Origin of the sequence: Pseudomonas sp. BF-B-15, from assembly GCF_019946675.1 — a bacterium.
GTDB classification, from domain to species: Bacteria; Pseudomonadota; Gammaproteobacteria; order Pseudomonadales; family Pseudomonadaceae; genus Aquipseudomonas; species Aquipseudomonas migulae.
Map to the genome: position 1 here is coordinate 22,073 of NZ_JAGYFZ010000046.1, position 24,013 is coordinate 46,085.

The 24,013-nt window shown below is 55.0% G+C and carries 28 protein-coding genes and 1 tRNA gene; 5 read left to right on the forward strand and 24 right to left on the reverse strand.

The annotated features are described in order from the left end of the window. Nucleotides 1-12 precede the first annotated feature (12 nt). The 12 genes from rlmN to trmJ all read right to left on the reverse strand — a co-directional run bounded on the left by rlmN (nucleotide 13) and on the right by trmJ (nucleotide 9,091). Nucleotides 13-1,155 (reverse strand): 23S rRNA (adenine(2503)-C(2))-methyltransferase RlmN, encoded by a 1,143-nt coding sequence (rlmN, locus tag KGA97_RS16260; protein ID WP_008025507.1) that lies wholly within the window; start codon nucleotides 1,153-1,155, stop codon nucleotides 13-15. A 28-nt stretch (nucleotides 1,156-1,183) separates the two neighbouring features. Beyond that, complete coding sequence (ndk, locus tag KGA97_RS16265) at nucleotides 1,184-1,609, reverse strand: nucleoside-diphosphate kinase (RefSeq protein ID WP_007916882.1); 426 nt, start codon at nucleotides 1,607-1,609, stop codon at nucleotides 1,184-1,186. Between the two features lie 88 nt (nucleotides 1,610-1,697). Continuing rightward, nucleotides 1,698-1,898, reverse strand: coding sequence for a Fe-S cluster assembly protein IscX (gene iscX / locus KGA97_RS16270; RefSeq protein ID WP_008025505.1), 201 nt, complete (start codon nucleotides 1,896-1,898; stop codon nucleotides 1,698-1,700). Nucleotides 1,899-1,912: 14 nt separating this feature from the next. Next, nucleotides 1,913-2,254, reverse strand: coding sequence for an ISC system 2Fe-2S type ferredoxin (fdx, locus tag KGA97_RS16275; protein ID WP_008025503.1), 342 nt, complete (start codon nucleotides 2,252-2,254; stop codon nucleotides 1,913-1,915). Then, nucleotides 2,254-4,119: a Fe-S protein assembly chaperone HscA gene (gene hscA, locus KGA97_RS16280; RefSeq protein ID WP_223481091.1), complete on the reverse strand. Its 1,866-nt coding sequence runs from the start codon at nucleotides 4,117-4,119 to the stop codon at nucleotides 2,254-2,256. The genes fdx and hscA overlap by 1 nt, the downstream gene beginning before the upstream one ends. 51 nt (nucleotides 4,120-4,170) lie before the next feature. Further along, complete coding sequence (gene hscB, locus KGA97_RS16285) at nucleotides 4,171-4,692, reverse strand: co-chaperone HscB (protein WP_008025499.1); 522 nt, start codon at nucleotides 4,690-4,692, stop codon at nucleotides 4,171-4,173. Nucleotides 4,693-4,700: 8 nt separating this feature from the next. After that, nucleotides 4,701-5,024, reverse strand: a complete 324-nt coding sequence (iscA, locus tag KGA97_RS16290) for an iron-sulfur cluster assembly protein IscA (protein WP_003227904.1) — start codon at nucleotides 5,022-5,024, stop codon at nucleotides 4,701-4,703. Nucleotides 5,025-5,058: 34 nt separating this feature from the next. Further along, nucleotides 5,059-5,445: a Fe-S cluster assembly scaffold IscU gene (gene iscU / locus KGA97_RS16295; RefSeq protein WP_003443374.1), complete on the reverse strand. Its 387-nt coding sequence runs from the start codon at nucleotides 5,443-5,445 to the stop codon at nucleotides 5,059-5,061. Between the two features lie 86 nt (nucleotides 5,446-5,531). Next, the gene (locus KGA97_RS16300; protein ID WP_008025496.1) at nucleotides 5,532-6,746 is read right to left on the reverse strand and encodes an IscS subfamily cysteine desulfurase; all 1,215 of its coding nucleotides are present in this window, start codon (nucleotides 6,744-6,746) and stop codon (nucleotides 5,532-5,534) included. Between the two features lie 50 nt (nucleotides 6,747-6,796). Next, nucleotides 6,797-7,288, reverse strand: coding sequence for a Fe-S cluster assembly transcriptional regulator IscR (gene iscR, locus KGA97_RS16305; protein WP_008042436.1), 492 nt, complete (start codon nucleotides 7,286-7,288; stop codon nucleotides 6,797-6,799). 253 nt (nucleotides 7,289-7,541) lie between these two features. Then, nucleotides 7,542-8,318: a serine O-acetyltransferase gene (gene cysE, locus KGA97_RS16310; RefSeq protein WP_008025494.1), complete on the reverse strand. Its 777-nt coding sequence runs from the start codon at nucleotides 8,316-8,318 to the stop codon at nucleotides 7,542-7,544. Nucleotides 8,319-8,320: 2 nt separating this feature from the next. Continuing rightward, nucleotides 8,321-9,091 (reverse strand): tRNA (cytosine(32)/uridine(32)-2'-O)-methyltransferase TrmJ, encoded by a 771-nt coding sequence (gene trmJ, locus KGA97_RS16315; protein WP_008025492.1) that lies wholly within the window; start codon nucleotides 9,089-9,091, stop codon nucleotides 8,321-8,323. A 303-nt stretch (nucleotides 9,092-9,394) separates the two neighbouring features. On the opposite strand from trmJ, the gene suhB reads away from it, so the two are divergent. Continuing rightward, a complete protein-coding gene (gene suhB / locus KGA97_RS16320) occupies nucleotides 9,395-10,213 on the forward strand; it encodes an inositol-phosphate phosphatase (RefSeq protein ID WP_008014726.1) in 819 nt (272 codons plus the stop codon). A 243-nt stretch (nucleotides 10,214-10,456) separates the two neighbouring features. On the opposite strand, the gene KGA97_RS16325 is transcribed toward suhB, so the two are convergent. The 6 genes from KGA97_RS16325 to queA form a co-directional block, all read right to left on the reverse strand. Beyond that, nucleotides 10,457-11,008, reverse strand: a complete 552-nt coding sequence (locus KGA97_RS16325; protein WP_008025488.1) for a glycine zipper 2TM domain-containing protein — start codon at nucleotides 11,006-11,008, stop codon at nucleotides 10,457-10,459. A gap of 132 nt (nucleotides 11,009-11,140) precedes the next feature. After that, nucleotides 11,141-12,055 carry a protein translocase subunit SecF gene (gene secF / locus KGA97_RS16330; protein ID WP_008025485.1) on the reverse strand — a complete coding sequence of 305 codons (915 nt, stop codon included), beginning with the start codon at nucleotides 12,053-12,055 and terminating at the stop codon, nucleotides 11,141-11,143. Between the two features lie 9 nt (nucleotides 12,056-12,064). Continuing rightward, the gene (gene secD, locus KGA97_RS16335) at nucleotides 12,065-13,933 is read right to left on the reverse strand and encodes a protein translocase subunit SecD (protein ID WP_008025484.1); all 1,869 of its coding nucleotides are present in this window, start codon (nucleotides 13,931-13,933) and stop codon (nucleotides 12,065-12,067) included. Between the two features lie 63 nt (nucleotides 13,934-13,996). Beyond that, nucleotides 13,997-14,335: a preprotein translocase subunit YajC gene (gene yajC, locus KGA97_RS16340; RefSeq protein ID WP_007916913.1), complete on the reverse strand. Its 339-nt coding sequence runs from the start codon at nucleotides 14,333-14,335 to the stop codon at nucleotides 13,997-13,999. 43 nt (nucleotides 14,336-14,378) lie between these two features. Beyond that, the gene (gene tgt, locus KGA97_RS16345; protein WP_162130724.1) at nucleotides 14,379-15,494 is read right to left on the reverse strand and encodes a tRNA guanosine(34) transglycosylase Tgt; all 1,116 of its coding nucleotides are present in this window, start codon (nucleotides 15,492-15,494) and stop codon (nucleotides 14,379-14,381) included. 14 nt (nucleotides 15,495-15,508) lie between these two features. Beyond that, nucleotides 15,509-16,558: a tRNA preQ1(34) S-adenosylmethionine ribosyltransferase-isomerase QueA gene (gene queA, locus KGA97_RS16350; protein WP_008025479.1), complete on the reverse strand. Its 1,050-nt coding sequence runs from the start codon at nucleotides 16,556-16,558 to the stop codon at nucleotides 15,509-15,511. 107 nt (nucleotides 16,559-16,665) lie between these two features. Here queA and KGA97_RS16355 point away from each other — a divergent pair. Together KGA97_RS16355 and KGA97_RS16360 are read left to right on the forward strand one after the other, a co-directional pair. Continuing rightward, nucleotides 16,666-16,750 (forward strand) — tRNA-Leu (locus KGA97_RS16355). A 152-nt stretch (nucleotides 16,751-16,902) separates the two neighbouring features. Next, entirely contained in the window at nucleotides 16,903-17,232 is a 330-nt protein-coding gene (locus KGA97_RS16360) for a hypothetical protein (RefSeq protein WP_223481092.1), read from the forward strand. A 328-nt stretch (nucleotides 17,233-17,560) separates the two neighbouring features. On the opposite strand, the gene KGA97_RS16365 is transcribed toward KGA97_RS16360, so the two are convergent. The 6 genes from KGA97_RS16365 to KGA97_RS16390 all read right to left on the reverse strand — a co-directional run bounded on the left by KGA97_RS16365 (nucleotide 17,561) and on the right by KGA97_RS16390 (nucleotide 22,355). Beyond that, complete coding sequence (locus KGA97_RS16365) at nucleotides 17,561-18,553, reverse strand: hypothetical protein (RefSeq protein ID WP_223481093.1); 993 nt, start codon at nucleotides 18,551-18,553, stop codon at nucleotides 17,561-17,563. After that, complete coding sequence (locus KGA97_RS16370; RefSeq protein WP_223481094.1) at nucleotides 18,534-18,887, reverse strand: MazG nucleotide pyrophosphohydrolase domain-containing protein; 354 nt, start codon at nucleotides 18,885-18,887, stop codon at nucleotides 18,534-18,536. The genes KGA97_RS16365 and KGA97_RS16370 overlap by 20 nt, the downstream gene beginning before the upstream one ends. Beyond that, nucleotides 18,884-19,654, reverse strand: a complete 771-nt coding sequence (locus KGA97_RS16375; protein WP_223481095.1) for a dCTP deaminase domain-containing protein — start codon at nucleotides 19,652-19,654, stop codon at nucleotides 18,884-18,886. The genes KGA97_RS16370 and KGA97_RS16375 overlap by 4 nt, the downstream gene beginning before the upstream one ends. Before the next feature lies 1 nt (nucleotide 19,655). Further along, the gene (locus tag KGA97_RS16380) at nucleotides 19,656-20,012 is read right to left on the reverse strand and encodes a hypothetical protein (protein WP_223481096.1); all 357 of its coding nucleotides are present in this window, start codon (nucleotides 20,010-20,012) and stop codon (nucleotides 19,656-19,658) included. Between the two features lie 10 nt (nucleotides 20,013-20,022). After that, complete coding sequence (gene tmk / locus KGA97_RS16385) at nucleotides 20,023-20,670, reverse strand: dTMP kinase (protein ID WP_223481097.1); 648 nt, start codon at nucleotides 20,668-20,670, stop codon at nucleotides 20,023-20,025. A 548-nt stretch (nucleotides 20,671-21,218) separates the two neighbouring features. Then, nucleotides 21,219-22,355, reverse strand: a complete 1,137-nt coding sequence (locus KGA97_RS16390; RefSeq protein WP_223481098.1) for an ImmA/IrrE family metallo-endopeptidase — start codon at nucleotides 22,353-22,355, stop codon at nucleotides 21,219-21,221. Nucleotides 22,356-23,082: 727 nt separating this feature from the next. Here KGA97_RS16390 and KGA97_RS16395 point away from each other — a divergent pair. Next, entirely contained in the window at nucleotides 23,083-23,388 is a 306-nt protein-coding gene (locus tag KGA97_RS16395; RefSeq protein ID WP_008036612.1) for a DUF3077 domain-containing protein, read from the forward strand. A 189-nt stretch (nucleotides 23,389-23,577) separates the two neighbouring features. Further along, the gene (locus tag KGA97_RS16400; RefSeq protein ID WP_192227813.1) at nucleotides 23,578-23,943 is read left to right on the forward strand and encodes a hypothetical protein; all 366 of its coding nucleotides are present in this window, start codon (nucleotides 23,578-23,580) and stop codon (nucleotides 23,941-23,943) included. Nucleotides 23,944-24,013: the final 70 nt, after the last annotated feature.

A 24,013-nucleotide genomic window follows, 5' to 3' on the forward strand; every position in this document is an offset into this window, starting at 1 on the left:
TCCTCTCTTGAATTATTTCGCAGCGTTCGAAGCCATATCGTTGTCGGCGCTCAACTCGCGCACGGCGATATAACGTTCACTGCGACGGGTGCGATCCAGCACCTGCCCTACCAATTGGCCACACGCGGCATCGATGTCTTCACCGCGAGTGGTGCGCACGGTGACATTGAAACCTGCATGGTGAAGCTGATCCTGGAAACGACGAATCGCATTGTTGCTCGGACGCTCGTAACCGGAATGCGGGAACGGGTTGAACGGAATCAGGTTGATCTTGCACGGGATGTTCTTGAGCAGCTCGATCATCTCAACGGCATGTTCAACCTTGTCGTTGATGTCCTTGAGCAAGGTGTACTCGATGGTCAGCACGCGTTTTTCGCCCAGGGACGACATGTAGCGCTGGCACGACTCGAGCAGCATCTTAAGCGGATATTTCTTGTTGATCGGCACCAATTGGTTACGCAATGCGTCATTCGGTGCGTGCAGGGACAACGCCAGGGAGACGTCGATGTGCTTGGACAGCTCATCGATCATCGGCACCACGCCGGAGGTCGACAGGGTCACACGGCGCTTGGAAATGCCGTAACCCAGGTCGTCCATCATCAGATGCATGGCTGCAACGACGTTGTCGAAGTTCAGCAGCGGCTCGCCCATGCCCATCATCACCACGTTGGTGATGGCACGGTCGGCGGTCGCCGGGATGCTGCCGAACGATTTATTGGCAATCCACACCTGGCCGATGACTTCGGCGGCGGTGAGGTTGCTGTTGAAACCTTGCTTGCCGGTGGAGCAGAAACTGCAATCCAGGGCACAGCCTGCCTGGGACGAAACGCACAGAGTGCCGCGTTTGCCCTGGGGAATGTAAACGGTCTCGACGCAGCTGCCGGACGCCACGCGCACCACCCATTTACGGGTGCCGTCGGTGGAAATGTCCTCGCTGACGACTTCAGGACCGCGAACTTCGGCAATGGCCTTGAGCTTGTCGCGCAGGGCCTTGCTGACGTTCGTCATGGCGTCGAAATCATCGACGCCAAGGTGGTGAATCCATTTCATTACCTGACCGGCACGGAAACGCTTCTCCCCGATTGAGTCGAAGAATTTTTCCATTTCCTGTTGAGTCAGACCCAGCAGGTTGGTTTTTACAGTCGATGTAGTCATGGATTCACCTTCACTCTTAAGCCAATGCTTAGCGAGTGGTTACTTCAGTAGCTGCGAAGAAGTACGAGATTTCGCGAGCAGCAGCGGCTTCGGAGTCCGAACCGTGTACAGCGTTGGCGTCGATGGAATCAGCGAAGTCAGCACGGATGGTGCCGGCAGCAGCTTCTTTAGGGTTGGTAGCGCCCATCAGCTCACGGTTCAGAGCGATAGCGTTTTCGCCTTCCAGAACCTGAACAACAACAGGACCGGAGATCATGAAAGCAACCAGGTCGCCGAAGAAACCACGAGCGCTGTGCTCAGCGTAGAAGCCTTCAGCTTCAGCTTTGGACAGTTGCTTCAGTTTCGAAGCTACAACGCGCAGGCCTGCTTTTTCGAAACGAGTGGTGATCTCGCCGATGACGTTTTTAGCAACAGCGTCAGGCTTGATGATGGAGAAAGTACGTTGAACAGCCATGGTGTAACTCCAGAAACGGTAATTTGTGAAAAATTAAACCCGCGAATTATACGCGGGTTCTTGGGTATTTCCTAACCTGCAGCGTGGCTCAGTCGCGTTCTTCGATCCAGTGGGCCTGAATGGCCTCGAGGATCTTTTCGCCACAATGCTCAGGCAGGTCGTCGAACTCGGGCAATTCCATCACCCACTTGCGCAGATCGACGAAGTTGACCGACAAAGGGTCAACATCGGGCTTGCTTTCAGCCAGCTGGATTGCGATTTCCAGCACATCAGTCCACTTGAGACTCATGACAGTTCCTTGAATCAGTGCGGCGCTTCGGCGGCGTGGTTGAGCGAATACTTCGGAATCTCGATGGTCAGGTCTTCAGTCCCGACGATCGCCTGGCAGGCCAGACGCGATTGAGCTTCCAGACCCCAGGCACGATCGAGGAAATCTTCTTCCAGTTCATCCGCTTCTTCCAGCGAATCAAACCCTTCTCGAACGATGCAGTGACAAGTGGTACAGGCGCAAACGCCGCCACAGGCACTTTCCATCTCGATGTGGTGCTCATGGGCCAGTTCGAGAATCGATGTACCGGGCTCAGCCTCGACCACCATGCCTTCCGGGCAAAACTTCTCGTGTGGCAGAAAAATGACCTGCGGCATCAGTTATCCTCGATTTCATTCAGATTGCGCCCCGCCAGCGCGGCTTTCACCGTCGAGTCCAGGCGGCGGGCAGCAAAGGCGTCGGTGACTTGCGACAGACGCTTGGTCTGCTGCTCAATGGCGTAACCATCGGCACCTTTCATCAGTTCGGTCAGTTCCTGCATCTGCAATTCGATGACCATGCGCTCTTCGGCGTCGAGCAAACGCTCGCCGTCGGCTTCGAGAGCGGCTTGCACCGCTTCGATCAGGCGCTGGGCATCGACCTGCTGCTCACGCAGCACACGGGCGACCTTGTCGTCGTTGGCGTGCTGGAACGAATCCTTGAGCATCTTGGCGATTTCGCCGTCGGTCAGGCCGTAGGACGGCTTGACCTGAATGCTTGCTTCAACACCCGAACCCAACTCACGGGCCGAGACACTGAGCAGACCGTCGGCGTCGACCTGGAAGGTCACGCGGATCTTCGCTGCACCCGCGACCATCGCCGGAATGCCGCGCAACTCGAAGCGTGCCAGGGAACGGCAGTCGCTGATCAGCTCGCGCTCACCCTGCAACACGTGGATCGCCATGGCCGACTGGCCATCTTTGTACGTGGTGAAATCCTGGGCACGAGCGACAGGAATGGTGGTGTTGCGCGGAATCACCTTCTCCATCAGGCCGCCCATGGTTTCCAGCCCCAGGGACAACGGAATCACGTCGAGCAACAGCAGTTCGCCGCCATCGCGCTTGTTGCCGGCCAGCGTATCGGCCTGGATCGCGGCACCGATGGCCACCACTTGATCCGGGTCGATTTCAGTCAGCGGCTGGCGACCGAAGGCTTCGGCGACGGCTTCGCGAACGCGAGGCACACGCGTCGAACCGCCAACCATGACCACCGCGTGCACGTCTTCCAGCTCGACGCCGGAATCACGCACCGCGCGACGGCAGGCTTTCAGGCTGCGAGCAACCATCGGCTCGATCAGCGCATTGAAAGCTTCGCGAGTCAGCTCGGCTTTCCAGTCGCCATAAGCGACTTCAACGGCCGCGACATTGGTCAGCGCTTCCTTGGCCGCGCAGGCAGTTTGCAGCAGGTTACGTTGCGCACCCGGATCGAGATCAGCGGACAAACCGGCGCTCTCGATGATCCAGCCGGCAATCGCATGGTCGAAGTCATCGCCGCCCAGGGCGCTGTCGCCGCCGGTGGCCAGCACTTCGAACACACCGCCGGTCAGGCGCAGAATCGAAATATCGAAGGTGCCGCCGCCCAGGTCATAAATCGCGACCAGGCCTTCAGCATGTTGATCCAGACCGTAAGCCACGGCAGCGGCGGTCGGCTCATTGAGCAAACGCAGCACGTTGAGGCCGGCCAGTTTGGCCGCGTCCTTCGTGGCTTGACGCTGAGCATCGTCGAAATAGGCCGGAACGGTGATCACCGCCCCCACCAGTTCGCCACCCAATGTCGCTTCAGCGCGCTGACGCAACACCTTGAGGATATCGGCGGAGACTTCGACCGGGCTTTTCGGCCCTTGAATGGTTTCGATGAACGGCATGTGCGACTCGCCACCGACAAAGCGGTACGGCAGTTGCTCGCCCAATTGCTTGACGTCGGACAGACCACGACCCATCAAGCGCTTGACCGACAGCACGGTGTTCAACGGATCGGTAGCGGCAGCCAGCTTGGCCGACTCGCCCACTTCGACGCGATCGGCGTGGTAACGCACGGCGGACGGCAGGATGACCCGCCCGTCAGCGTCGGCCAGAGGCTCGGAAAGACCACTGCGTAATGCAGCGACCAGCGAATTGGTAGTGCCCAAGTCGATCCCCACAGCCAGACGACGCTGGTGCGGTTGAGGACTTTGGCCGGGTTCGGCGATCTGCAGTAGGGCCATCGTGATCAGGACTTATCTGTATATCAGGCGTGCGACCGGAGCGGCACTGGGTTAATCGTCGAGGCGCTCTTCTAACTGGCGCACTTCGTAGGTGAGCTTGTCGAGGAACTGCATGCGCCGCATCAGGCGTTCGGCCTGTTCACGTTGCGCTGCATCATTCCAACAGGCTGCGAAACTGTCGTTCAGTTTTTCCTGAGCAACTTTCAAACGACGCTTGAAGACGGCAACGCCATTCAGGTCGGCGCTGTCCTGCAGGTCTTCGAGCTCTTCGCGCAACTCCATCTGTTGCAGAAGAAACTCCGGATCGTGCACCGTGACCTCCAGCGGCAGCTCGCCACCATTCAGGGCGAGCAGGTATCGCGCGCGCTTCGGGGGACTTTTGAGCGTCTGGTAGGCCTCGTTGAGGCTCGCGGATTGCTCTAGCGCCAGTCGTTGCTCGCGCTCGGAAGCGTCCGCAAAACGGTCCGGATGAACACTGCGCGCCAACTCACGGTAGCGCGTAGCCAGCTGGTCGAGGTCCAGATTGAAACTCGGTTGCAGCTCGAATAAAGCGAAATGACAAGGAGTACCCACAAGAAGCCTCAGATGTTGAAGCTTTCGCCGCAGCCACATTCACCGCGTACGTTGGGGTTGTTGAACTTGAAGCCTTCGTTCAACCCTTCCTTGACGAAATCGAGCTCGGTGCCGTCCAGGTAGGCCAGGCTTTTCGGGTCGATAATCACTTTCTCGCCGTGACTTTCGAACACCTGATCCTCGGCAACCACCTCGTCGACAAACTCCAGCACGTAGGCAAGGCCGGAACAGCCCGTGGTGCGAACACCCAGACGAATCCCTTCACCTTTGCCGCGCCCGTCGAGGGAGCGTCGCACGTGTCGAGCAGCCGCTTCTGTCATGCTGATAGCCATCGGTGACTCCTTACTCGTCGCAAAATCTTGAAAATCAGATCAAGCCTTTCTTCTGCTTGTAGTCGCGAACGGCCGCTTTGATAGCGTCTTCAGCGAGTACGGAGCAGTGAATTTTCACCGGCGGCAGAGCCAGTTCTTCGGCCAGTTGAGTGTTTTTGATGGTCTCTGCTTCATCCAGAGTCTTGCCTTTCATCCACTCGGTCGCCAGGGAGCTGGAGGCGATAGCCGAACCGCAACCGTAGGTCTTGAACTTGGCGTCTTCGATGATGCCTTGCTCGTTGACCTTGATCTGCAGGCGCATCACGTCGCCGCACGCCGGAGCGCCGACCATGCCGGTGCCGACATCCGGGTCTTCCGCGTCCATCTTGCCGACGTTACGCGGGTTTTCGTAGTGGTCGATGACCTTTTCGCTGTAAGCCATGATTCTTAATCCTCACTCATCAGAGAGTCGCTCTTGAAGCCCTGCCTACCTTAAGTTTACAGGGCCTGGTTTGCGGCGACTTGAAATCAGTGTGCCGCCCACTCGATTTTCGAAATGTCGACACCGTCTTTGTACATGTCCCACAGCGGCGACAAAGCGCGCAGCTTGGTAACGGCCTCGCAGACTTTCTGCGCGGCGTAGTCGATTTCTTCTTCGGTGGTGAAACGACCGAAGGTGAAGCGGATCGAGCTGTGTGCCAGTTCGTCGTTGCGGCCCAAGGCGCGCAGTACGTACGAAGGCTCCAGCGAAGCCGAGGTGCAAGCCGAACCGGACGAAACCGCCAGATCCTTGAGCGCCATGATCAGCGACTCGCCTTCAACGTAGTTGAAGCTCAGGTTCAGGTTGTGCGGAACGCGGGCGGTCATGCTGCCGTTGACGTACAGCTCTTCCAGGTCTTCGACCTGCTTGAAGAAACGGTCGCTCAAGGCTTTGATACGCACGTTCTCGGCAGCCATGTCTTCCTTGGCTACGCGGAAGGCTTCACCCATGCCGACGATCTGGTGGGTCGCCAGGGTGCCGGAACGCATGCCGCGCTCGTGACCGCCGCCGTGCATGGTCGCTTCGATGCGCACACGCGGCTTGCGGCTGACGTACAGCGCGCCGATGCCTTTAGGGCCGTAGGTTTTGTGGGCGGAGAACGACATCATGTCGACTTTCAGCTTCTGCAGGTCGATCTCGACCTTGCCGGTGGACTGAGCAGCGTCGACGTGGAACAGGATCCCTTTGGAGCGGGTCAGTTCGCCGATGGCTGCGATGTCGTTGATGGTGCCGATTTCGTTGTTCACGTGCATGACCGAAACCAGAATGGTGTCATCACGCAGTTCAGCTTCGATCATTTCTGGCGTAACCAGACCGTCAGTGCGAGGCTCGATGTAGGTTACTTCGAAGCCTTCACGCTCCAGTTGGCGCATGGTGTCGAGGACAGCCTTGTGCTCAATCTTGGTGGTGATCAGGTGTTTGCCCTTGGTCGCATAGAAATGCGCCGCACCCTTGATTGCCAGGTTGTCGGACTCGGTGGCACCGGAGGTCCAGACGATTTCACGCGGATCGGCGTTGACCAGGTCTGCGACCTGACGACGGGCGTTTTCGACGGACTCTTCAGCTTTCCAGCCGAACACGTGGGAACGGGACGCCGGGTTACCGAAGTTTCCGTCGACCAGCAGGCATTCACTCATCTTTTGCGCAACACGCGGATCAACCGGGGTGGTCGCAGAGTAATCAAGGTAAATCGGCAATTTCATGGACTATCTCCTAAATCAGGCTGGCTGGCGTGCCGCTAGCTCTTTGGCTGTCATTCGACGGCGGACGCTTCAATCTTGTCCAGGCGTGGCGTCTTGCTGTTGCAACGACGCTGGTCCTGACGCTGGGCTACTTCTTGTACCTCACGGCGAGTAACAAGATCAGCCAAGCTGATACCGCTCAGAAATTCGTGGATCTGCAGGCTCAGGTCGCACCACAGGTGGTGGGTCAGGCAGGTGTCGCCTTGATGGCAATCGCCCTGCCCCTGGCACTTGGTGGCATCGACCGATTCGTTTACCGCATCGATCACCTGGGCGACCTGGATGCCCTGCATGTCGCGGGACAGCTGGTAACCGCCGCCCGGACCACGGACGCTGGACACCAGATTGCTGCGGCGCAATTTGGCGAAAAGCTGTTCGAGGTAGGACAGGGAGATGCCTTGGCGCTCGGAGATATCGGCCAGGGACACGGGCCCGTGCTGCGCATGCAACGCCAGATCAAGCATGGCGGTCACGGCGTATCGGCCTTTTGTAGTCAGTCGCATGGACAATTACCACGGAGTTCGGAATGGGGCGAGTATGCAATTCCCGAGTATTTAAGTCAACTATAAGACCTAGTACTTTAGTCAGGTTTACCCGCAAAAGAGCGGCCGCATCATAACAAAGGCTGGGCGGTTACAGCCAGTAATACCGAGTCATCGTTCATCGCGAGCAAGTCGGATCGCCGCCCGCTCGCTCCTACAGGATTAACGAAACCCTTGTAGGAGCGAGGCTTGCCCGCGAAGGGGTCGACTCGGTCTAGCTGGCCTGGCTCTGATCCTTGTCCTTCACACACGCAAAGTCTTCTTCGCGCAGTTCAGGCAGATCTTTCGCACAGTAATTACTGCCCAGATCCTTCAACGCCCCGCACATCCCCTCCAGACGACCATCGACTGCCTGCAGGTGATCGAGCAATTGGTTAATGGCACGCGCCACCGGGTCCGGCATGTCTTCGCCAACACCGTAGGCATCGAAACCGATCTTCTCGGCCATGGCCTTGCGCTTGGCGTCCTGCTCTTCATCGGATTTGACGATGATCCGCCCCGGAATGCCGACCACTGTCGCACCAGGAGGCACAGCCTTGGTCACCACGGCATTGGAGCCAACCTTGGCCCCCGCACCCACAGTGAACGGGCCGAGCACCTTGGCACCAGCCCCCACCACCACACCGTCTTCCAGTGTCGGGTGACGCTTGCCTTTATTCCAGCTGGTGCCACCCAGCGTCACGCCCTGATAAAGGGTGACGTCGTTGCCGATCTCGGCGGTTTCACCGATGACAATGCCCATACCATGGTCAATGAAGAACCGACGACCGACCTTGGCGCCCGGATGGATCTCGATCCCGGTCAACCAGCGACCGAAGTTCGACACCAGCCGCGCCAGCCATTTCAGCTCGGCGCGCCACAAGGCTGCCGACAACCGGTGGATCCAGATGGCGTGCATGCCCGGGTAGCAAGTCAGGACTTCAAAAGCGTTACGCGCCGCCGGGTCACGATGGAAAACACTCTGGATATCTTCACGCAAACGCTCGAACATCATTAATCCTTCCGCTTTAGAAGCTCACCACGGGCCGCTTTCTGGGTTTCCGTGAGGATGCCACGCAATATATTCATTTCCGCCCGGCTGACCGAGCTTCGTCCGTACAACCGACGCAGGCGCGCCATCAAGTGCCGTGGCTTTTCAGGATCGAGGAATTCGATGGCCACCAGGGTTTGCTCCAGGTGCTCATAGAACCGCTCCAGCTCATCCATGGTCGCCAGCTCAGCGCTTTTGACCGATGCCACTTCTTCCTTCTCGACCTTGCTCGGCTGGCCTTGGGCCGCCAGCCAGGACATGCGCACTTCATAGCTCAACACCTGCACCGCCGCCCCAAGGTTCAGCGAACTGAACTCAGGGTCTGATGGGATGTGCACGTGATAATGACATCGCTGCAGCTCTTCATTGGTCAGGCCGGAATCTTCACGACCAAATACCAAGGCGATTTCGGCACCCTGCCCGGCTTCCTCGACCACTTTCGTCCCGCATTCGCGGGGATCGAGCAGCGGCCAGGGAATGCGCCGGTCACGGGCGCTGGTGCCGAGCACCAGATTGCAGCCGACCAAGGCATCTTCCAAAGTGGCGACGACTTGCGCGTTTTCAAGGATGTCCCCGGCGCCAGATGCACGGGCATCGGCTTCGTGGTGCGGGAACAACCGTGGTTCGACCAGCACCAGCCGCGACAGGCCCATGTTCTTCATGGCACGCGCAGCCCCGCCGATATTGCCGGGGTGGCTGGTATTGACCAGGACGACACGAATGTTTTGCAGCACGGGAGGCGTTCTCGAACACAATAATCGGGAGCCGAATCTTACAGCTCAACAGGGTGCCCCGCCTCAAAAATAACGATTCACTTTTGACGGTGCTCAATGTCGGCATGCTGCGTTGCCGCTTCTCCCCATAGCGCTATGAGTCGGCGCGGCGCCTTGCCTGCCAACATTGATCACTCGTCAAAAGTGACCGTATTTCTGAGGCGGGGCACACCGTTCAGCTATGAAAGCGAACACTGACCTTCTCCTGTAGAAACTTTCTGATAGAATGCCCGGCTTTCTTTAACAACCTTAGGTGACACATCCATGCAGCCCATGCTGAATATCGCGCTGCGCGCCGCCCGCAGCGCCAGTGAATTGATCTTCCGCTCCATCGAGCGCCTGGATACCATCAAGGTCGACGAAAAAGACGCCAAGGATTACGTATCCGAGGTGGATCGCGCCGCTGAACAGAAAATCATCGACGCGCTGCGCAAGGCTTACCCGAACCACTCGATCATGGGTGAAGAAACCGGCATGCACGCCGGCACCGGGATCGAAGGCGAAGAATACCTGTGGATCATCGATCCGCTGGACGGCACCACCAACTTCCTGCGCGGCATTCCTCACTTCGCTGTCAGCATCGCCTGCAAATACCGCGGTCGCCTGGAACACGCTGTTGTTCTGGACCCGGTTCGCCAGGAAGAATTCACCGCCAGCCGTGGTCGCGGCGCTCAACTGAACGGTCGTCGCCTGCGCGTCAGCGGCCGCACCAGCCTGGACGGCGCCCTGCTGGGTACCGGCTTCCCGTTCCGTGACGACCAGATGGACAACCTCGACAACTACCTGGGCATGTTCCGCGCCCTGGTTGGCCAGACCGCCGGCATCCGCCGCGCTGGCTCGGCGAGCCTGGACCTGGCCTACGTGGCTGCCGGCCGTTTCGACGCGTTCTGGGAGTCGGGCCTGTCCGAGTGGGACATGGCTGCAGGCGCCCTGCTGATCCAGGAAGCTGGCGGCTTGGTGAGCGACTTCACCGGCGGTCACGATTTCCTTGAGAAAGGCCACATCGTTGCCGGTAACACCAAGTGCTTCAAGGCAGTGCTGACGGCGATCCAGCCGCACCTGCCGGCCTCGCTGAAGCGCTAAGCTTCCAGCGACAAAAAAGCACCCTGCGGGGTGCTTTTTTTATGCCTGGAATTCACCCCAAGAACACCGCATATCCCTGTAGGAGCCGGCTTGCCGGCGATAACGGTCTGGCATTCAACATTTATGTCGACAGCTATACCGCTATCGCCGGCAAGCCGGCTCCTACAGGGGGATGCGTGAATTTTTGGCACAAAAAAAGCACCCCGAAGGATGCTTCTTTTTCAGCGGCTGACAATCAGCTCATCAATGCGCCTGTTCATTCTGCGTCAGGATCAACTTACCTTCCTTATCCACCGGAATCTGGTTGCCCGGATCACGATCCATCCGCACCTTGCCTTCCTTGCCGTCCAGCGAATAACGAACGTCGTACCCAACAACCTTGTCGCTGATGTCATTCACCGTGTTACAGCGAGTTTGCGTCGTGGTGTAGGTGTCACGCTCTTGCATGCCCTCCTGAACCTTGTTGCCGGCGTAACCACCACCGACCGCGCCCGCAACCGTGGCAATTTTCTTGCCGGTGCCGCCGCCGATCTGGTTACCCAGCAGACCGCCTGCCAGCGCACCCACCACCGTACCGGCAATCTGGTGTTGATCTTTCACCGGCGCTTGCCGGGTGACCGCTACATCCTTGCACACTTCACGTGGAGTCTTGATTTGCGTCTTGACCGGCTCAACGGCGAGCACTTGCGCATACTCGGGACCGTTATTTTTTACCAGGCTGTAGGTGGCCACAGCACCCCCGGCAGTCACACCGACAGCACCCAGTACAGCACCAACCAGCATCGACTTGTTCACATGAACCTCCTGACCATCACATGCGGGATAAACCCGTGCTTCTCCCAGCCTTGGAGCATAAAAAAAGGCGCGAGTTCAACTCGCGCCTTTTTGGACTACATCGCTGGGGAACTGCTCTGGACTAGAGAGTCCTCAAGGACGGTCGTCGACTTCCTTCTCGGTATTCACCGTCGGGATCAGGTCTTCGGAACTCAGGTTCAGCCAGATCAACACCACGTTGGCGATGTAGATCGACGAATAAGTACCCGCCAGAACACCCACCAGCAGCGCCAGGGAGAAGCCGTAGAGGTTGTCACCACCGAAGAACAGCAGTGCCGCAATCGCCAACAAGGTAGAAACCGACGTCGCGATAGTCCGCAGCAGGGTTTGCGTGGTCGAGATGTTGATGTTCTCGATCAGGCTGGCCTTGCGCAGTACACGGAAGTTCTCACGAACCCGGTCAAATACCACGATGGTGTCGTTGAGCGAGTAACCGATGATCGCCAGTACCGCCGCCAGCACCGTCAGGTCGAAGGTGATCTGGAAGAACGACAGGATACCGATGGTCACGATCACGTCGTGAATCAAGGACACGATCGCACCGACGGCGAATTTCCACTGAAAGCGGAACGCCAGGTAGATCAGGATGCCGCCCAGCGCCATCAGCATGCCGAGGCCGCCCTGGTCGCGTAGTTCTTCACCCACCTGCGGGCCGACGAACTCGACGCGCTTGACCGTCGCCGGGTTATCGCCGCCGACCTTCTGCAACGCCGCTGCCACCTGGTGACCCAACTGCGGGTCTTCGCCAGGCATGCGCACCAGCAGATCGGTAGTCGCGCCGAAGTTCTGCACGATGGCTTCGTGATAACCGGACGAAACCAGCTGCTCACGCACCTTGGTGACGTCAGCCGGACGCTCGTAGGTCAGCTCGATGAGCGTACCGCCGGTGAAGTCCAGCCCCCAGTTCATGCCCTTGTGGAAGACACTGAAAATGGCCAGCGCAGTAAGGAACAATGTGACGCCGAACGCGAAGTTGCGAACGCCCATGAAGTTGATTGTACGTAACATGGCAGCCCCTTAAATCCACAACTTCTTGAAGTCACGACCGCCGAAGATCAAGTTGACCATCGCGCGGGTGACCATGATGGCCGTGAACATCGAAGTCAAAACCCCGAGGGACATGGTCACTGCGAAGCCTTTGACCGGACCTGTACCCATGGCAAACAGGATCCCGCCCACCAGCAAGGTGGTCAGGTTGGCGTCGAGAATCGCCGTGAATGCGCGACCGAAACCTTCGTTGATTGCCCGCTGTACGGTCATGCCCGCAGCGATCTCTTCACGAATCCGCGAGAAGATCAGTACGTTGGCGTCGACCGCCATACCCATGGTCAATACGATACCGGCGATACCCGGCAGGGTCAGCGTTGCACCCAGCAGCGACATCAATGCCAGCAGCAGCACCATGTTCACACCCAACGCAACGGTGGCGATGATGCCGAAGAAGCGATAGATGGCGATGATGAACAGCGAGACAAACAGCATGCCCCACAGCGATGCATCGATACCTTTGGTGATGTTGTCCGCACCCAGGCTCGGGCCAATGGTGCGTTCTTCAGCGAAGTACATCGGCGCCGCCAGACCACCGGCACGCAACAGCAGCGCCAGTTCGGACGATTCGCCCTGGCCGTTCAGGCCAGTGATGCGGAACTGAGCACCCAGCGGCGACTGAATGGTCGCCAGGCTGATGATCTTCTTCTCTTCCTTGAACGACTGCACCGCCACGTCTTTTTCGACGCCATCGACCACTTGCTTGGTGTAAGTGGTGACCGGACGCTGCTCGATGAAGATCACCGCCATGCTGCGACCGACGTTCGAACGGGTTGCGCGGCTCATCAGCTCGCCACCGTGGCCATCCAGACGGATGTTCACTTCTGGCGTGCCGTGCTCGCCGAAGCCAGCCTTGGCGTCAGTTACCTGGTCGCCGGTGATGATCAGGCCACGCTCGATCAGCGCAGGAGGACGATTGCCCTCACGGAACTCGAAGGATTCGGAAGTAGCTTTCGAAGCGCCAGGCTCAGCAGCCAGACGGAACTCAAGGTTGGCCGTCTTGCCGAGGATACGCTTGGCTTCTGCGGTGTCTTGCACGCCCGGCAGCTCAACCACGATGCGGTTGGCGCCCTGACGCTGAACGATCGGTTCGGCAACACCCAGCTCGTTGACGCGGTTACGTACCGTGGTCAAGTTCTGCTTGATGGAGTATTCGCGGATTTCCGCCAGCTTGGCCGGGGTCATCGCCAGACGCAGCACCGCCTGACCATTGAGGTCGGCCGGAACAATGTCGAAATCGTTGAAGTTCTTGCGGATCAGTGCACGGGCCTGTTCGCGGGAAGCTTCATCAGAGAAGCCCAGCTGAATGGCACCGCCCAGTTGCGGCAGGCTGCGATAGCGCAGTTTCTCTTTACGCAACAGGCTCTTTACATCGCCTTCGTACACTTTCAAGCGTGCGTCGAGGGCTTTGTCCATGTCCACTTCGAGCAGGAAGTGCACACCACCAGACAAGTCCAGACCCAGCTTCATCGGGTGCGCGGCCAGGCTGCGCAGCCATTGTGGAGTGGTTTGTGCCAGGTTCAGAGCAACGACGTAGTCATCACCCAATGCCTTGCGCACGACGTCCTTGGCAGGCAACTGGTCTTCAGCCTTGACCAGACGAATCAGACCGCCCTTGCCGTTGGTCGCCAGCGTGGCCGCCTTGACGTTGATCCCGGATTCCTTGAGCGCAGCGCTCACTCGATCCAGATCAGCCTGATTGACCTGCAGCGCAGTGCTTGCACCGCTGACCTGAATGGCCGGGTCATCAGGATAAAGATTGGGAGCGGAATAAATCAGACCGATCGCCAGCACCGCCAGGATCAGAATGTATTTCCACAGAGGGTATTTGTTCAGCATCACGCCGCCCGCTTATGACGCGGGGCGCCTTGCGCGCCCCGTCGATTGAGTAGAAGTTGAAACTTAGATCGCTTTCAGCGTGCCTTTTGGCAGCGTGGCGGCAATGGCGCCTTTCTGGAACTTCATTTCGACGGTGTCGGAAACTTCCAGAACCACGAAATCGTCAGCCACTTTAGTGATCTTGCCGGCGATGCCGCCGGTGGTCACAACTTCGTCGCCTTTTTGCAGGCTGCTCAGCAGGTTCTTCTGCTCTTTGGCGCGCTTGGCCTGTGGACGCCAGATCATCAGGTAGAAGATGACCAGGAAACCGACCAGGAAAATCCACTCAAAACCGCCACCCATTGGGCCGGCAGCGGCCGGTGCAGCGGCGTCAGCCATGGCATTCGAGATAAAAAAGCTCATTTAGCACTCCAGTTGCAAATGTTGAATCTTGGGGTCAGAAAACTCAGTCCAAAGGCGGAACAGGTAATCCGCGTTTGGCGTAGAAGGCATCGACAAAGGCGGCCAATGTACCCTGTTGAATAGCCTCGCGCAAACCAGCCATAAGCACTTGATAATGACGCAAGTTATGGATGGTATTGAGCATGCTTCCCAGCATTTCGCCGCACTTGTCCAGGTGATGCAGATAAGCGCGGGAGAAGTTCTGGCAGGTATAGCAATCGCAGGTCGGATCGAGCGGCGAATCATCATGGCGATGGAACGCGTTACGGATCTTCAGCACGCCAGTATCAATGAACAGATGCCCATTGCGGGCATTACGGGTTGGCATCACGCAATCGAACATGTCCACACCGCGGCGCACACCCTCAACCAGATCTTCCGGTTTGCCAACGCCCATAAGGTAACGAGGTTTGTCAGCCGGCATCTGACCCGGCAGGTAATCCAGCACCTTGATCATCTCGTGCTTCGGCTCGCCCACCGACAAACCGCCGATGGCCAGGCCATCAAAGCCGATCTTGTCGAGGCCTTCCAGCGAACGCATACGCAAATCCTGGTGCATGCCGCCCTGAACGATGCCGAACAGCGCCGCCGTGTTGTCGCCATGGGCTTCTTTCGAACGCTTGGCCCAACGCAACGACAACTCCATGGAAATCCGCGCGACGTCTTCATCAGCCGGGTACGGCGTGCATTCGTCGAAAATCATCACGATGTCCGAGCCCAGGTCACGCTGGACCTGCATCGACTCTTCCGGCCCCATGAACACCTTGGCGCCATCGACCGGAGAAGCGAAGGTCACGCCCTCCTCCTTGATCTTGCGCATCGCGCCCAGGCTGAACACCTGAAAACCGCCGGAGTCTGTAAGAATCGGGCCTTTCCACTGCATGAAATCGTGCAGGTCGCCGTGCTTCTTGATCACTTCGGTGCCAGGACGCAGCCACAAGTGGAACGTGTTGCCCAGAATGATTTCCGCGCCGGTCGCGGTAATGTCCCGCGGCAGCATGCCCTTCACGGTGCCGTAAGTACCGACCGGCATGAAGGCCGGGGTCTCGACGGTACCGCGCGGGAAGGTCAAGCGACCGCGACGAGCCTTGCCGTCAGTAGCAAGCAACTCAAACGACATACGACTTTGGCGACTCATTCTTTGTCCTCAGGGCCACGTGGTGCGGGATTACGGGTGATAAACATCGCATCACCGTAGCTGAAAAAGCGGTATTCATGCTCAACGGCGGCTTTATAAGCGGCCATGGCTTCGGGATAACCGGCGAACGCCGAAACCAGCATCAACAGCGTGGATTCGGGCAAATGGAAGTTGGTGACCAGGGCATCGACCACATGAAACGGCCGGCCCGGGTAGATAAAGATGTCCGTGTCGCCACTGAACGGCTTGAGCACGCCATCGCGCGCGGCACTCTCCAGCGAACGCACGCTGGTAGTCCCCACCGCCACCACGCGACCACCGCGAGCGCGGCAAGCGGCGACGGCATCAACCACGTCCTGGCCGACTTCCAGCCATTCGCTGTGCATGTGGTGGTCTTCAATCTTCTCGACCCGCACCGGCTGGAACGTGCCCGCGCCAACGTGCAAGGTCACGAACGCCGTCTCGACGCCCTTGGCCGCAATCGCCTCCATCAGCGGCTGATCGAAATGCAGCCCCGCCGTCGGCGCCGCCACCGCGCCCAGGCGCTCGGCGTACACCGTCTGATAACGCTCGCGGTCCGAGCCTTCATCCGGGCGGTCTATATAAGGAGGCAACGGCATGTGCCCGACGCGGTCGAGCAGCGGCAACACCTCTTCGGCGAACCCCAGCTCGAACAACGCATCGTGACGCGCCAGCATTTCAGCCTCGCCACCGCCATCGATCAGGATCTTCGAACCCGGCTTCGGCGACTTGCTGGAGCGCACATGGGCCAGCACGCGATGACTGTCGAGCACCCGCTCCACCAGGATTTCCAGCTTGCCGCCGGAAGCCTTCTGGCCAAACAGCCGCGCCGGAATCACCCGGGTATTGTTGAACACCATCAAATCGCCCGGGCGCAAATGCTCAAGCAAATCAGTGAATTGACGGTGTGCCAGGGCGCCGCTGACCCCATCAAGGGTCAACAGGCGACTGTTGCGACGCTCGGCCAAAGGGTGGCGAGCAATCAGCGAATCAGGGAGTTCGAAAGTAAAGTCAGCAACGCGCATGATGGGGTTCGTCTAGCAGGGCCCGGAAGTCTAGCCGAAATAGTGAAAATTCTCTATGTACCTGATTGACCGACGGTAATCTCATCTCTATACTTCGCCGCCATTGAGCCCTGATGGCGGAATTGGTAGACGCGGCGGATTCAAAATCCGTTTTCGAAAGGAGTGGGAGTTCGAGTCTCCCTCGGGGCACCAAAATTAAGAAAGGTCTTGCATTGCAAGGCCTTTTTTTTCGTCTGTAGAAAAGTGACTGGCACCCCACTGACGTGTGGGAACCGGCTTGCTGGCGATGCTTTTGACCTTCTCGCTTGTTTCGGCGGGTACGACAATTCTCAAGGATTCATCTCATGGAACTGCTGCTGGAAACTGTTGCTCTGTTCTGTCTCAAGCTGGCTTATGAGTCGGAGGGGTCGAGTCCGATTCTGCGGGATGATCCGATCATGAGTGATTATGAGCGAGAGGTGTTTGGGTTGTTGGTGAGGCGGGGGGATGTTGAGGGGATTCAGGGAAAAGTGGATGAATGCTTGGGTTTGGCGCTGAATGCTATCGGCGGTATTGATTCCGTTCTGGGACGCGAACTGCATCGATTGGCAGCAGAACTCAGCATTGCGCAGGCGATGGAGCAATTTTACGTCCCGCTTGCTGCTCTTAAGGACTATCTGAAAGACATTCAATGAAACTCGCCGCCACGCCCCACTCAATAACTCCCAACCTGCCTTAATTAGAACTTTCAACTCCAGACCCACCCTATATTGGATCTTATTTTTATTAGAATAAGAGCAACACTGAAAAATACGAATATAACAGCACATGCAAAAAAAGCGCCGCAAGACCAGCGTCTCAACCAGAAATTAAACTTAAACAGCAGCCCCCTAACAAAAATATCGGGAATACCGATACAGAGACAATGGGGAGTGTAGCAAAACAACATGCGTGGGCGCCCACTTGCTATAATCAGCCTCCTTGCAATTCCGCCCCCCGAACGTTCTCCCGATGTTGCTAAGACTATAAAGTGCTTGCCCCCCTCCCCCATTGACCGCAAGTCATAAAGCTTTCTCCTCGAGAATAATAGTGACACTTCATTTTATTTTTACAGCCTCTTTCTTGCTCATCCAGAAAATTCGCGTTAGCTATAAGGTCCCTACAGATACCGACATGGACATTTTCAGGTACATTTTCTAGATCCAGAATACGCGACTTACCAGACACGATAAAATTATTTTCTGGATATTTAACGGCAAGACCAACACCTCGACCAATACGATCATCCAATATTTTTTGTATGGATGGATATATTAATTTTTTGTTAATATTGTAAAACCCTTCAGATACGTCATGAAAATCAAAGGGAATTTTTACTATTTCCTCAAGGAAAGAGCTTTGTTCAAAATCAAAATTTTCAGCTCCAGTAAGAGCCGATATTCGGATAGAAGTTTCAACCTCCGCCCGGGTTGTCAACTCAAGCCACTTTTGAGTTAACTCTATCGCTAAGCCATGATTATTTGAAAACCGATTATCAAGAATAAGATTAAAAAAGTAACCATGAGCAGCGTGAAGCTGAATGTGTTTGAAGCCTGAATCAACTGCGACTTTGGTAGCAGTTTCGAGTGATGCGAACTGTGCTCTGACATGGTCATCATCGAATTTTGATGCTATGTTTTTATAGTTCGTCAATTGCTCAAGCGGCGTTTTGGCTATAAAACTCTTTGCCCCAATGTAATCCTCCCAAGTTGTACTTAGCTGTATACCTGGAAGGGTGCCTCTATTTGAAATAGCCTCCGATATTTCACCCCAAATTGGATTTATTTCAATTCGTGGCGTATTGCTATTAGTCCCAAATCCGCTGGGTATCGCCACATTACCCACGATAGCGCAATGGAGCCCTCTACCACTTCTTTCAGAGTAGAACTCTAAAAAACGCCTATCAGGGGTTCCGTCTTTTGTATACCCTGTATTTACAGCAAGAAAAAAAACCCGCCTAGCTACTTTGCTTTCCATATCGAATCTTATTCTTCTCTATTTTTTTATTGATCTCTACAGGCAAATCAATTCCCAGAACGTTGGCAATTCTTATAAGATAAATCATCGAATCTGCAATTTCCTCCTTAAGGTTATCTTCAGCCGCAGGAAGATCCAAAGCATACCCATCATTTTTTTCAATTTTTAAATTTATTTTTTTTATAATATTTGAAAACTCGCCTATCTCCCCAAAGAGCCCTACAAGATCTTTTGTAACTTGGTTATATTTCTGCGCCTGATCTTCGAATACCAAGGAAAACCCATGCTTTTCGTCGAGCCCCCTACATAACTCCATAAGCTCTTTAAGGCTCATTTTTTACTCCAGACAAAGACATAGCCAACAATAATCAACTGAGACACAAGATTAATTACTATAGCAGTGACCGTATCAAAAGGTTTCAATGGACTCAGTGAAAACGCCAGCACAAAAGTATTGATAATCAAAAGAGCCAAAAGCGCTATGCTGATGTTACGCTGCCTCCCCATTAAGGATACAATCACTTGAGAAACATCTTTCGGCAGAACTTTGTATGCTTCATTGAGCTCTGTATCAATACGAGAATCATGAACTACGTCCCCATGTACCTTCTGAAGAGTTGTATCTATAGGCCAAATATTACTCTTAAACCCATGCTGCCCATCATAAGGCTTAGTTGTATCACTGGATAAAAGAGTAAAATCTATCTTTGCGATAGCTTTTCCTTGATCAATCTTTATATACTTATCGCTGAAATTTTGCGTAACTATTCCTAGCTGGCCTTTAAAACCAGGATCGGCTTGCGTACAAACAGCACTGAGCCCAACACTAAACAACGACCCCTTACTTACAACCCGAGCCAAAATATTATTGGGTATATCTAGCTCCTCCTTGGTAAGAATAACCACCCTATGCCAAGGCTTTATTATTATAGATTCTCCCCGACGGAGATCCACCCGAAGGTTATTCTCTGTCAGATCAAAATATGTTTTTCCTGCCGACAACTCATAACAAGCCGCTCCAATACACTTAGAATCGCTCTCCTTTATTAGCTTCCCACTGCTCAGGTATTCTGCTATTTCTATATTCGACAATACACTCATATCAATCTTCAGATATCAAAGTTAAAATTTCTCGCTCTATTGCTGCTATAGGACGAATCGCTGAACTGGGAATACCTAGCAGCCTCCCACACTCTTCAATATTCAACTTGAGCCTCTCCCTGAGACTTGGCAATCCAAGTTCTGATGGTTCAATCTTTGTGTAACCCAAACAGGCTATTATCAGCCTCAAGGCTTGCGTACCATCTAGTGTAGAAATCTCATATCTTATATTTGATTCTGGCTTTTCAGATATTTTTCTAATTCTATCCAACAGATGGATATTTTCATCTGCCCAAATGCTTGCCTCTTCACAGAAATCTTTTGGGTTTGAGTAGAGAATATTTGGTATGAAAGTCATAATATTTTTTTCACCTACTCATAATGTTTAGAACGACCTTTAATATTTCATCATGTATCTCGCGCACTGGCTTCGTAGCAGGCACTTGAATGATAGATCCAGTGTAGCTTTCTATTGCTCTAGAGTAGTTTTTTTTCGCTTGCTTTAGCTTCTCTTCATTCTCGTATGTATCCTTAAACTTCCTGTTTTCCATCCTCTTTATGGACTCTTCTGTAGGATTATCCAAGTAAATTATTAGGTCTGGCTGTGGAAAATCTTTGTTCAGCCCACGGATAAAATCAAAGTCACTGTCTGACGCACAGTGATAGGCATAGGAAGAAAATATATACCGCGTGCACACGACAGTTACGCCTTTCTCTAACAGGCCATATACACCGTCAACTTCGTTATATAAGTGGTCGTGCCTATCCGCAGCGAATAAATAAGCCATTTGCTCGTCAAACAAATCGCCGCCTATCTTGTGTGGATTTATTCCATGTGGAGATTTCACTCTCCCTTTGAAAATTTGCCTTATAAGGTTACCAACCGGTCCGTCTGATGGCTCACATGTAGCGGCGCACTTAATATGTTTGTTTTGGAGAGCGCTCACCAAAAGCGCAGACTGGGTGGACGTCCCTGATCCGTCAATGCCCTCAAATACAATAAATTTTCCTTTCATATACTAACCCTACTAAAACCTTGTCGATTACTTGATGAGCTTCTTAAATGTGTATATATGAGGTCGATTTTTTTCTCAGCCTGAATGGGATTGTATAACGGAGGGGGCTCTACGGAAAGGGGACTGAGGAGTAAACGAAATATCTGATAGGTTCTGGCCGGTAGCTGCCGGCCCAAGGGCTAGGGTCAATGTGGAGATTACGCGCTGTGATTTTCCCATTCTGCCTTCCATAAAGCTTGAAACCGCCTTCAGTGACCGCTGAGAATCGAGGTCAATGATAGCTGAGTGACGCAAAAGAGGTTGCGCTATCCACACACCGTTTTGACATGAGTCAATCGCTTGAAAACATAAACACCTCATCAAAAACCAACCAAGCTATGCTTCCAGTAAAAACATACCACATTGTGTCATTAGACTATTACTTACCGCCTAAAAAATTATAAAATCTACAAATCAACCACCGTAAAATCTTATGAATAAATATATATGCCCAGACTCATAAAACAACTAACTCACCAACTTAAAGAAGAAAAATATTATAAGATAATTCATTCTACGATCTTGTTGGCGAGAGCCCTTAGTTTGGCAGGTTGCACGCCTAGCAAATGTCCCGCGTCGCGCAGCAGCATCCGGCCACTCATTGCTTCAGTCAGCACTGCCTTGCTTAGACGCGGGCTGTTTTTCGCGGTGGCGTTGCGGTAGTAGTCACCCGCTCCACCTTCTTTATCCTGAAAGGCCCGGAGGATCATTCGATAGTAAGCGCTGTATTGCGCCTGGTTTATATAGCCAAGATCCAATGCGCGGCGACCGATCGCCAATTTACTGATATGAAACCGAGTGGCCAGCGGAGCCAGGTTGTCTTCCCAGTTCACGTCGGCGTTCCACAGGGCGCGGAATTGAGCTTCGGGAGCCAGAAACTCGCCTGCAACTGCATTGCAGAATCGTTCTTCGTCTCGACCATTCGCGGTGTTCCCGTCAGACACTCCGCTGCTGCCAATCCAGATATGGGTCAGTTCGTGGAGCAAAGTGAACAGCCAGGCGGTGGGTGCGTCGGAACTGTTGACGAATACAACGGGGGCGTAGGCATTGCTGATGGCAAAACCCCGAAACTCGCTAACTTCAAGTTTTCGATGAGTGTTCCCTAGAGCAATGCCACTGCGCATAACCAGAATGCCAGCCGCTTCTGCAGCATCAATCAAGGCACGGCTGTACTTGTCGTAATCCAATCGAGCAGCGTCAGGGTTCACGCCGAGGGTCCGGCGGATGTCGTCCACTACCTCGGTGACTTGAGATCGGCTGTTGAAGCGACCGACAAATGCCAGCGGTTGATGCTCTTGGTGTTGCAGATACTCCAGGTACCAATCCTGCTTACGTATGGAGTCCCTGACGGTGTCCAACAATTCCAGGCTGGGACGTTGAGGCGCAATCCCACCGACGGTCCGCAGATCAGGTAAAGGCAGTTGTTCGACGGGCGGCTGCGGAAGAAATAGGAAGCCAAACGGGATGTGAGCAACACTCGCCCATTTTTGAGCCTGAAGGAATGTGGGTTTGGCCTCGCCAGCCTCCCATTCCTGTACTCGATCAGGTTTCACCGGCAGTTTTTTAGCAACTTGCTCTGTGGAGAGACCTGCGCGCTCACGAGACCAGGTGAGCAGGCTTGGATTGACTAAGGCGGCTTGGCTCATAGGGTCGCAGGCAATTCAGACAGGGCTGGTAAACGTTCGTGAGCATCCTTTGCAGATGCATCCGACCCATGCTGGTTCCAGTTGTCTGGCATTGCCTTTCTCCTTGGCCATTAAAAATCTGGTGGCAGCGGCTACAGATTAGTAGAGAAGCAGAGTTACCGAGATGAGAAGACCGGTAGAAGCGCCGGATTATGTGGTAAATCGACATGGACCCGAAGCGTAAATTTGTAACTCGCAGACGGATGGTGTCACTTCGTTTCAATGCATTTCATGACATGCCCCCAGTCCCTCGGCGGCCGCCTTTGTCACCCGTATTTGTGGTGTTTGACCAGATTAATGACCAGTGACTTTGAAGGTTGCAGGAACGAGGTCTCCACGATACCCTCCCACCGTCGCTGCCAATTCAGCGACCGGGTGTGGAAACCCGTGTAATTCAAGGCGCAACAGCGCCCCCATCACGTCTGCCGGCGCTTTTTTTATGCCTGCGGCGTGAGTTATGGCGGCTGTGCGTGGGACGTCTTCGGGCGTGCCGGTTTCCTTGATTCCCGGTTTTCCACCCTGCGCACAGCTGTCACCCATTCGTGTGGAAACGAACGTGGCAGCTCCTCATATCAAGGAGTCTGATAATGCGCAGCATCAATCCGTACAAAATTTGGCTTTCCCCTCTACGCAATTCCCAATCGCGTAACGCCCTCCCCGACAGCCTCTCCATCATCGGAGGTGGCCAATGACCAACCAACCCGAACTAAAAACCATCGGCCTAACCCCCGCCATTTACTGCGGCGATCAACCACTCTTCCACGTCACCCGCGACGTCCCCCTCGGCGATGCGTTATCTATGGCTTCCGACTTCCTGTTCCTCGCCAAAACGCTCACCGAAGATGCTGCCTATGCCAAAGACACCGACCGCCACGCCTGGGCTGCGCATTATTTGACGTCGATGAGTAAGGCGCTGGTGGATGATGCGGTGAAGGTGTTGACGCGGGATCGGGATTCTTTGTCGGGGTCCAAGCGGGCGGGGGCGAAGGCTTAAGGGTTGTAGCCGTCAGTCGATAAGGTAGGAAGTCTGTGGGGGCGGGTTGCTTGCGATGGTGGCAGTCGTTCGGTGGTGATGTTGGCTGGTTTGGCGCTATCGCCAGCAAGCTGGCTCCTACAGGGGGTTGGGGTTGTTTGTAGGGTGATGTTGGCCCTGAATTTTTTTAACCAAGGAGTGGAGTGAGTAATGTTGTTTGATTCGCTGGTTATTTACGGTGCTTGGATTGGGGTGTGGGTTTGGATCGTGCGCTGTCGTGGCACGCTGAATCTGTGGCTGGCTAATCTGGCGGGGTTTGTGTGTGGCTGTATTGTCGGGATGGTGGTGGAGCAATTGACTCGTGCCGCCAGCGGGATTCTGTCGCCGGATGCGCCGTTTATGTTGTATTCGATCATGGCTGGGTTTGGCACGTTGGTTGGGACTTGGATGTGGCTTATTGCGAGGCTTGAGCAGCCGGAGGATCTGTTTCTGCGCCATTTGTTTGCCGGGGCGGTGAGTGTTTTTGTTGGCGCGGTTGTGCTTGGGCAGGCTTGGTCGTATTTGGTTTCTGGGTGAGTGGCTTTGGGGTTGGTGGTGGCTGGTCTGGCGCTATCGCCGGCAAGCCGGCTCCTACAGGGGGTGGGCG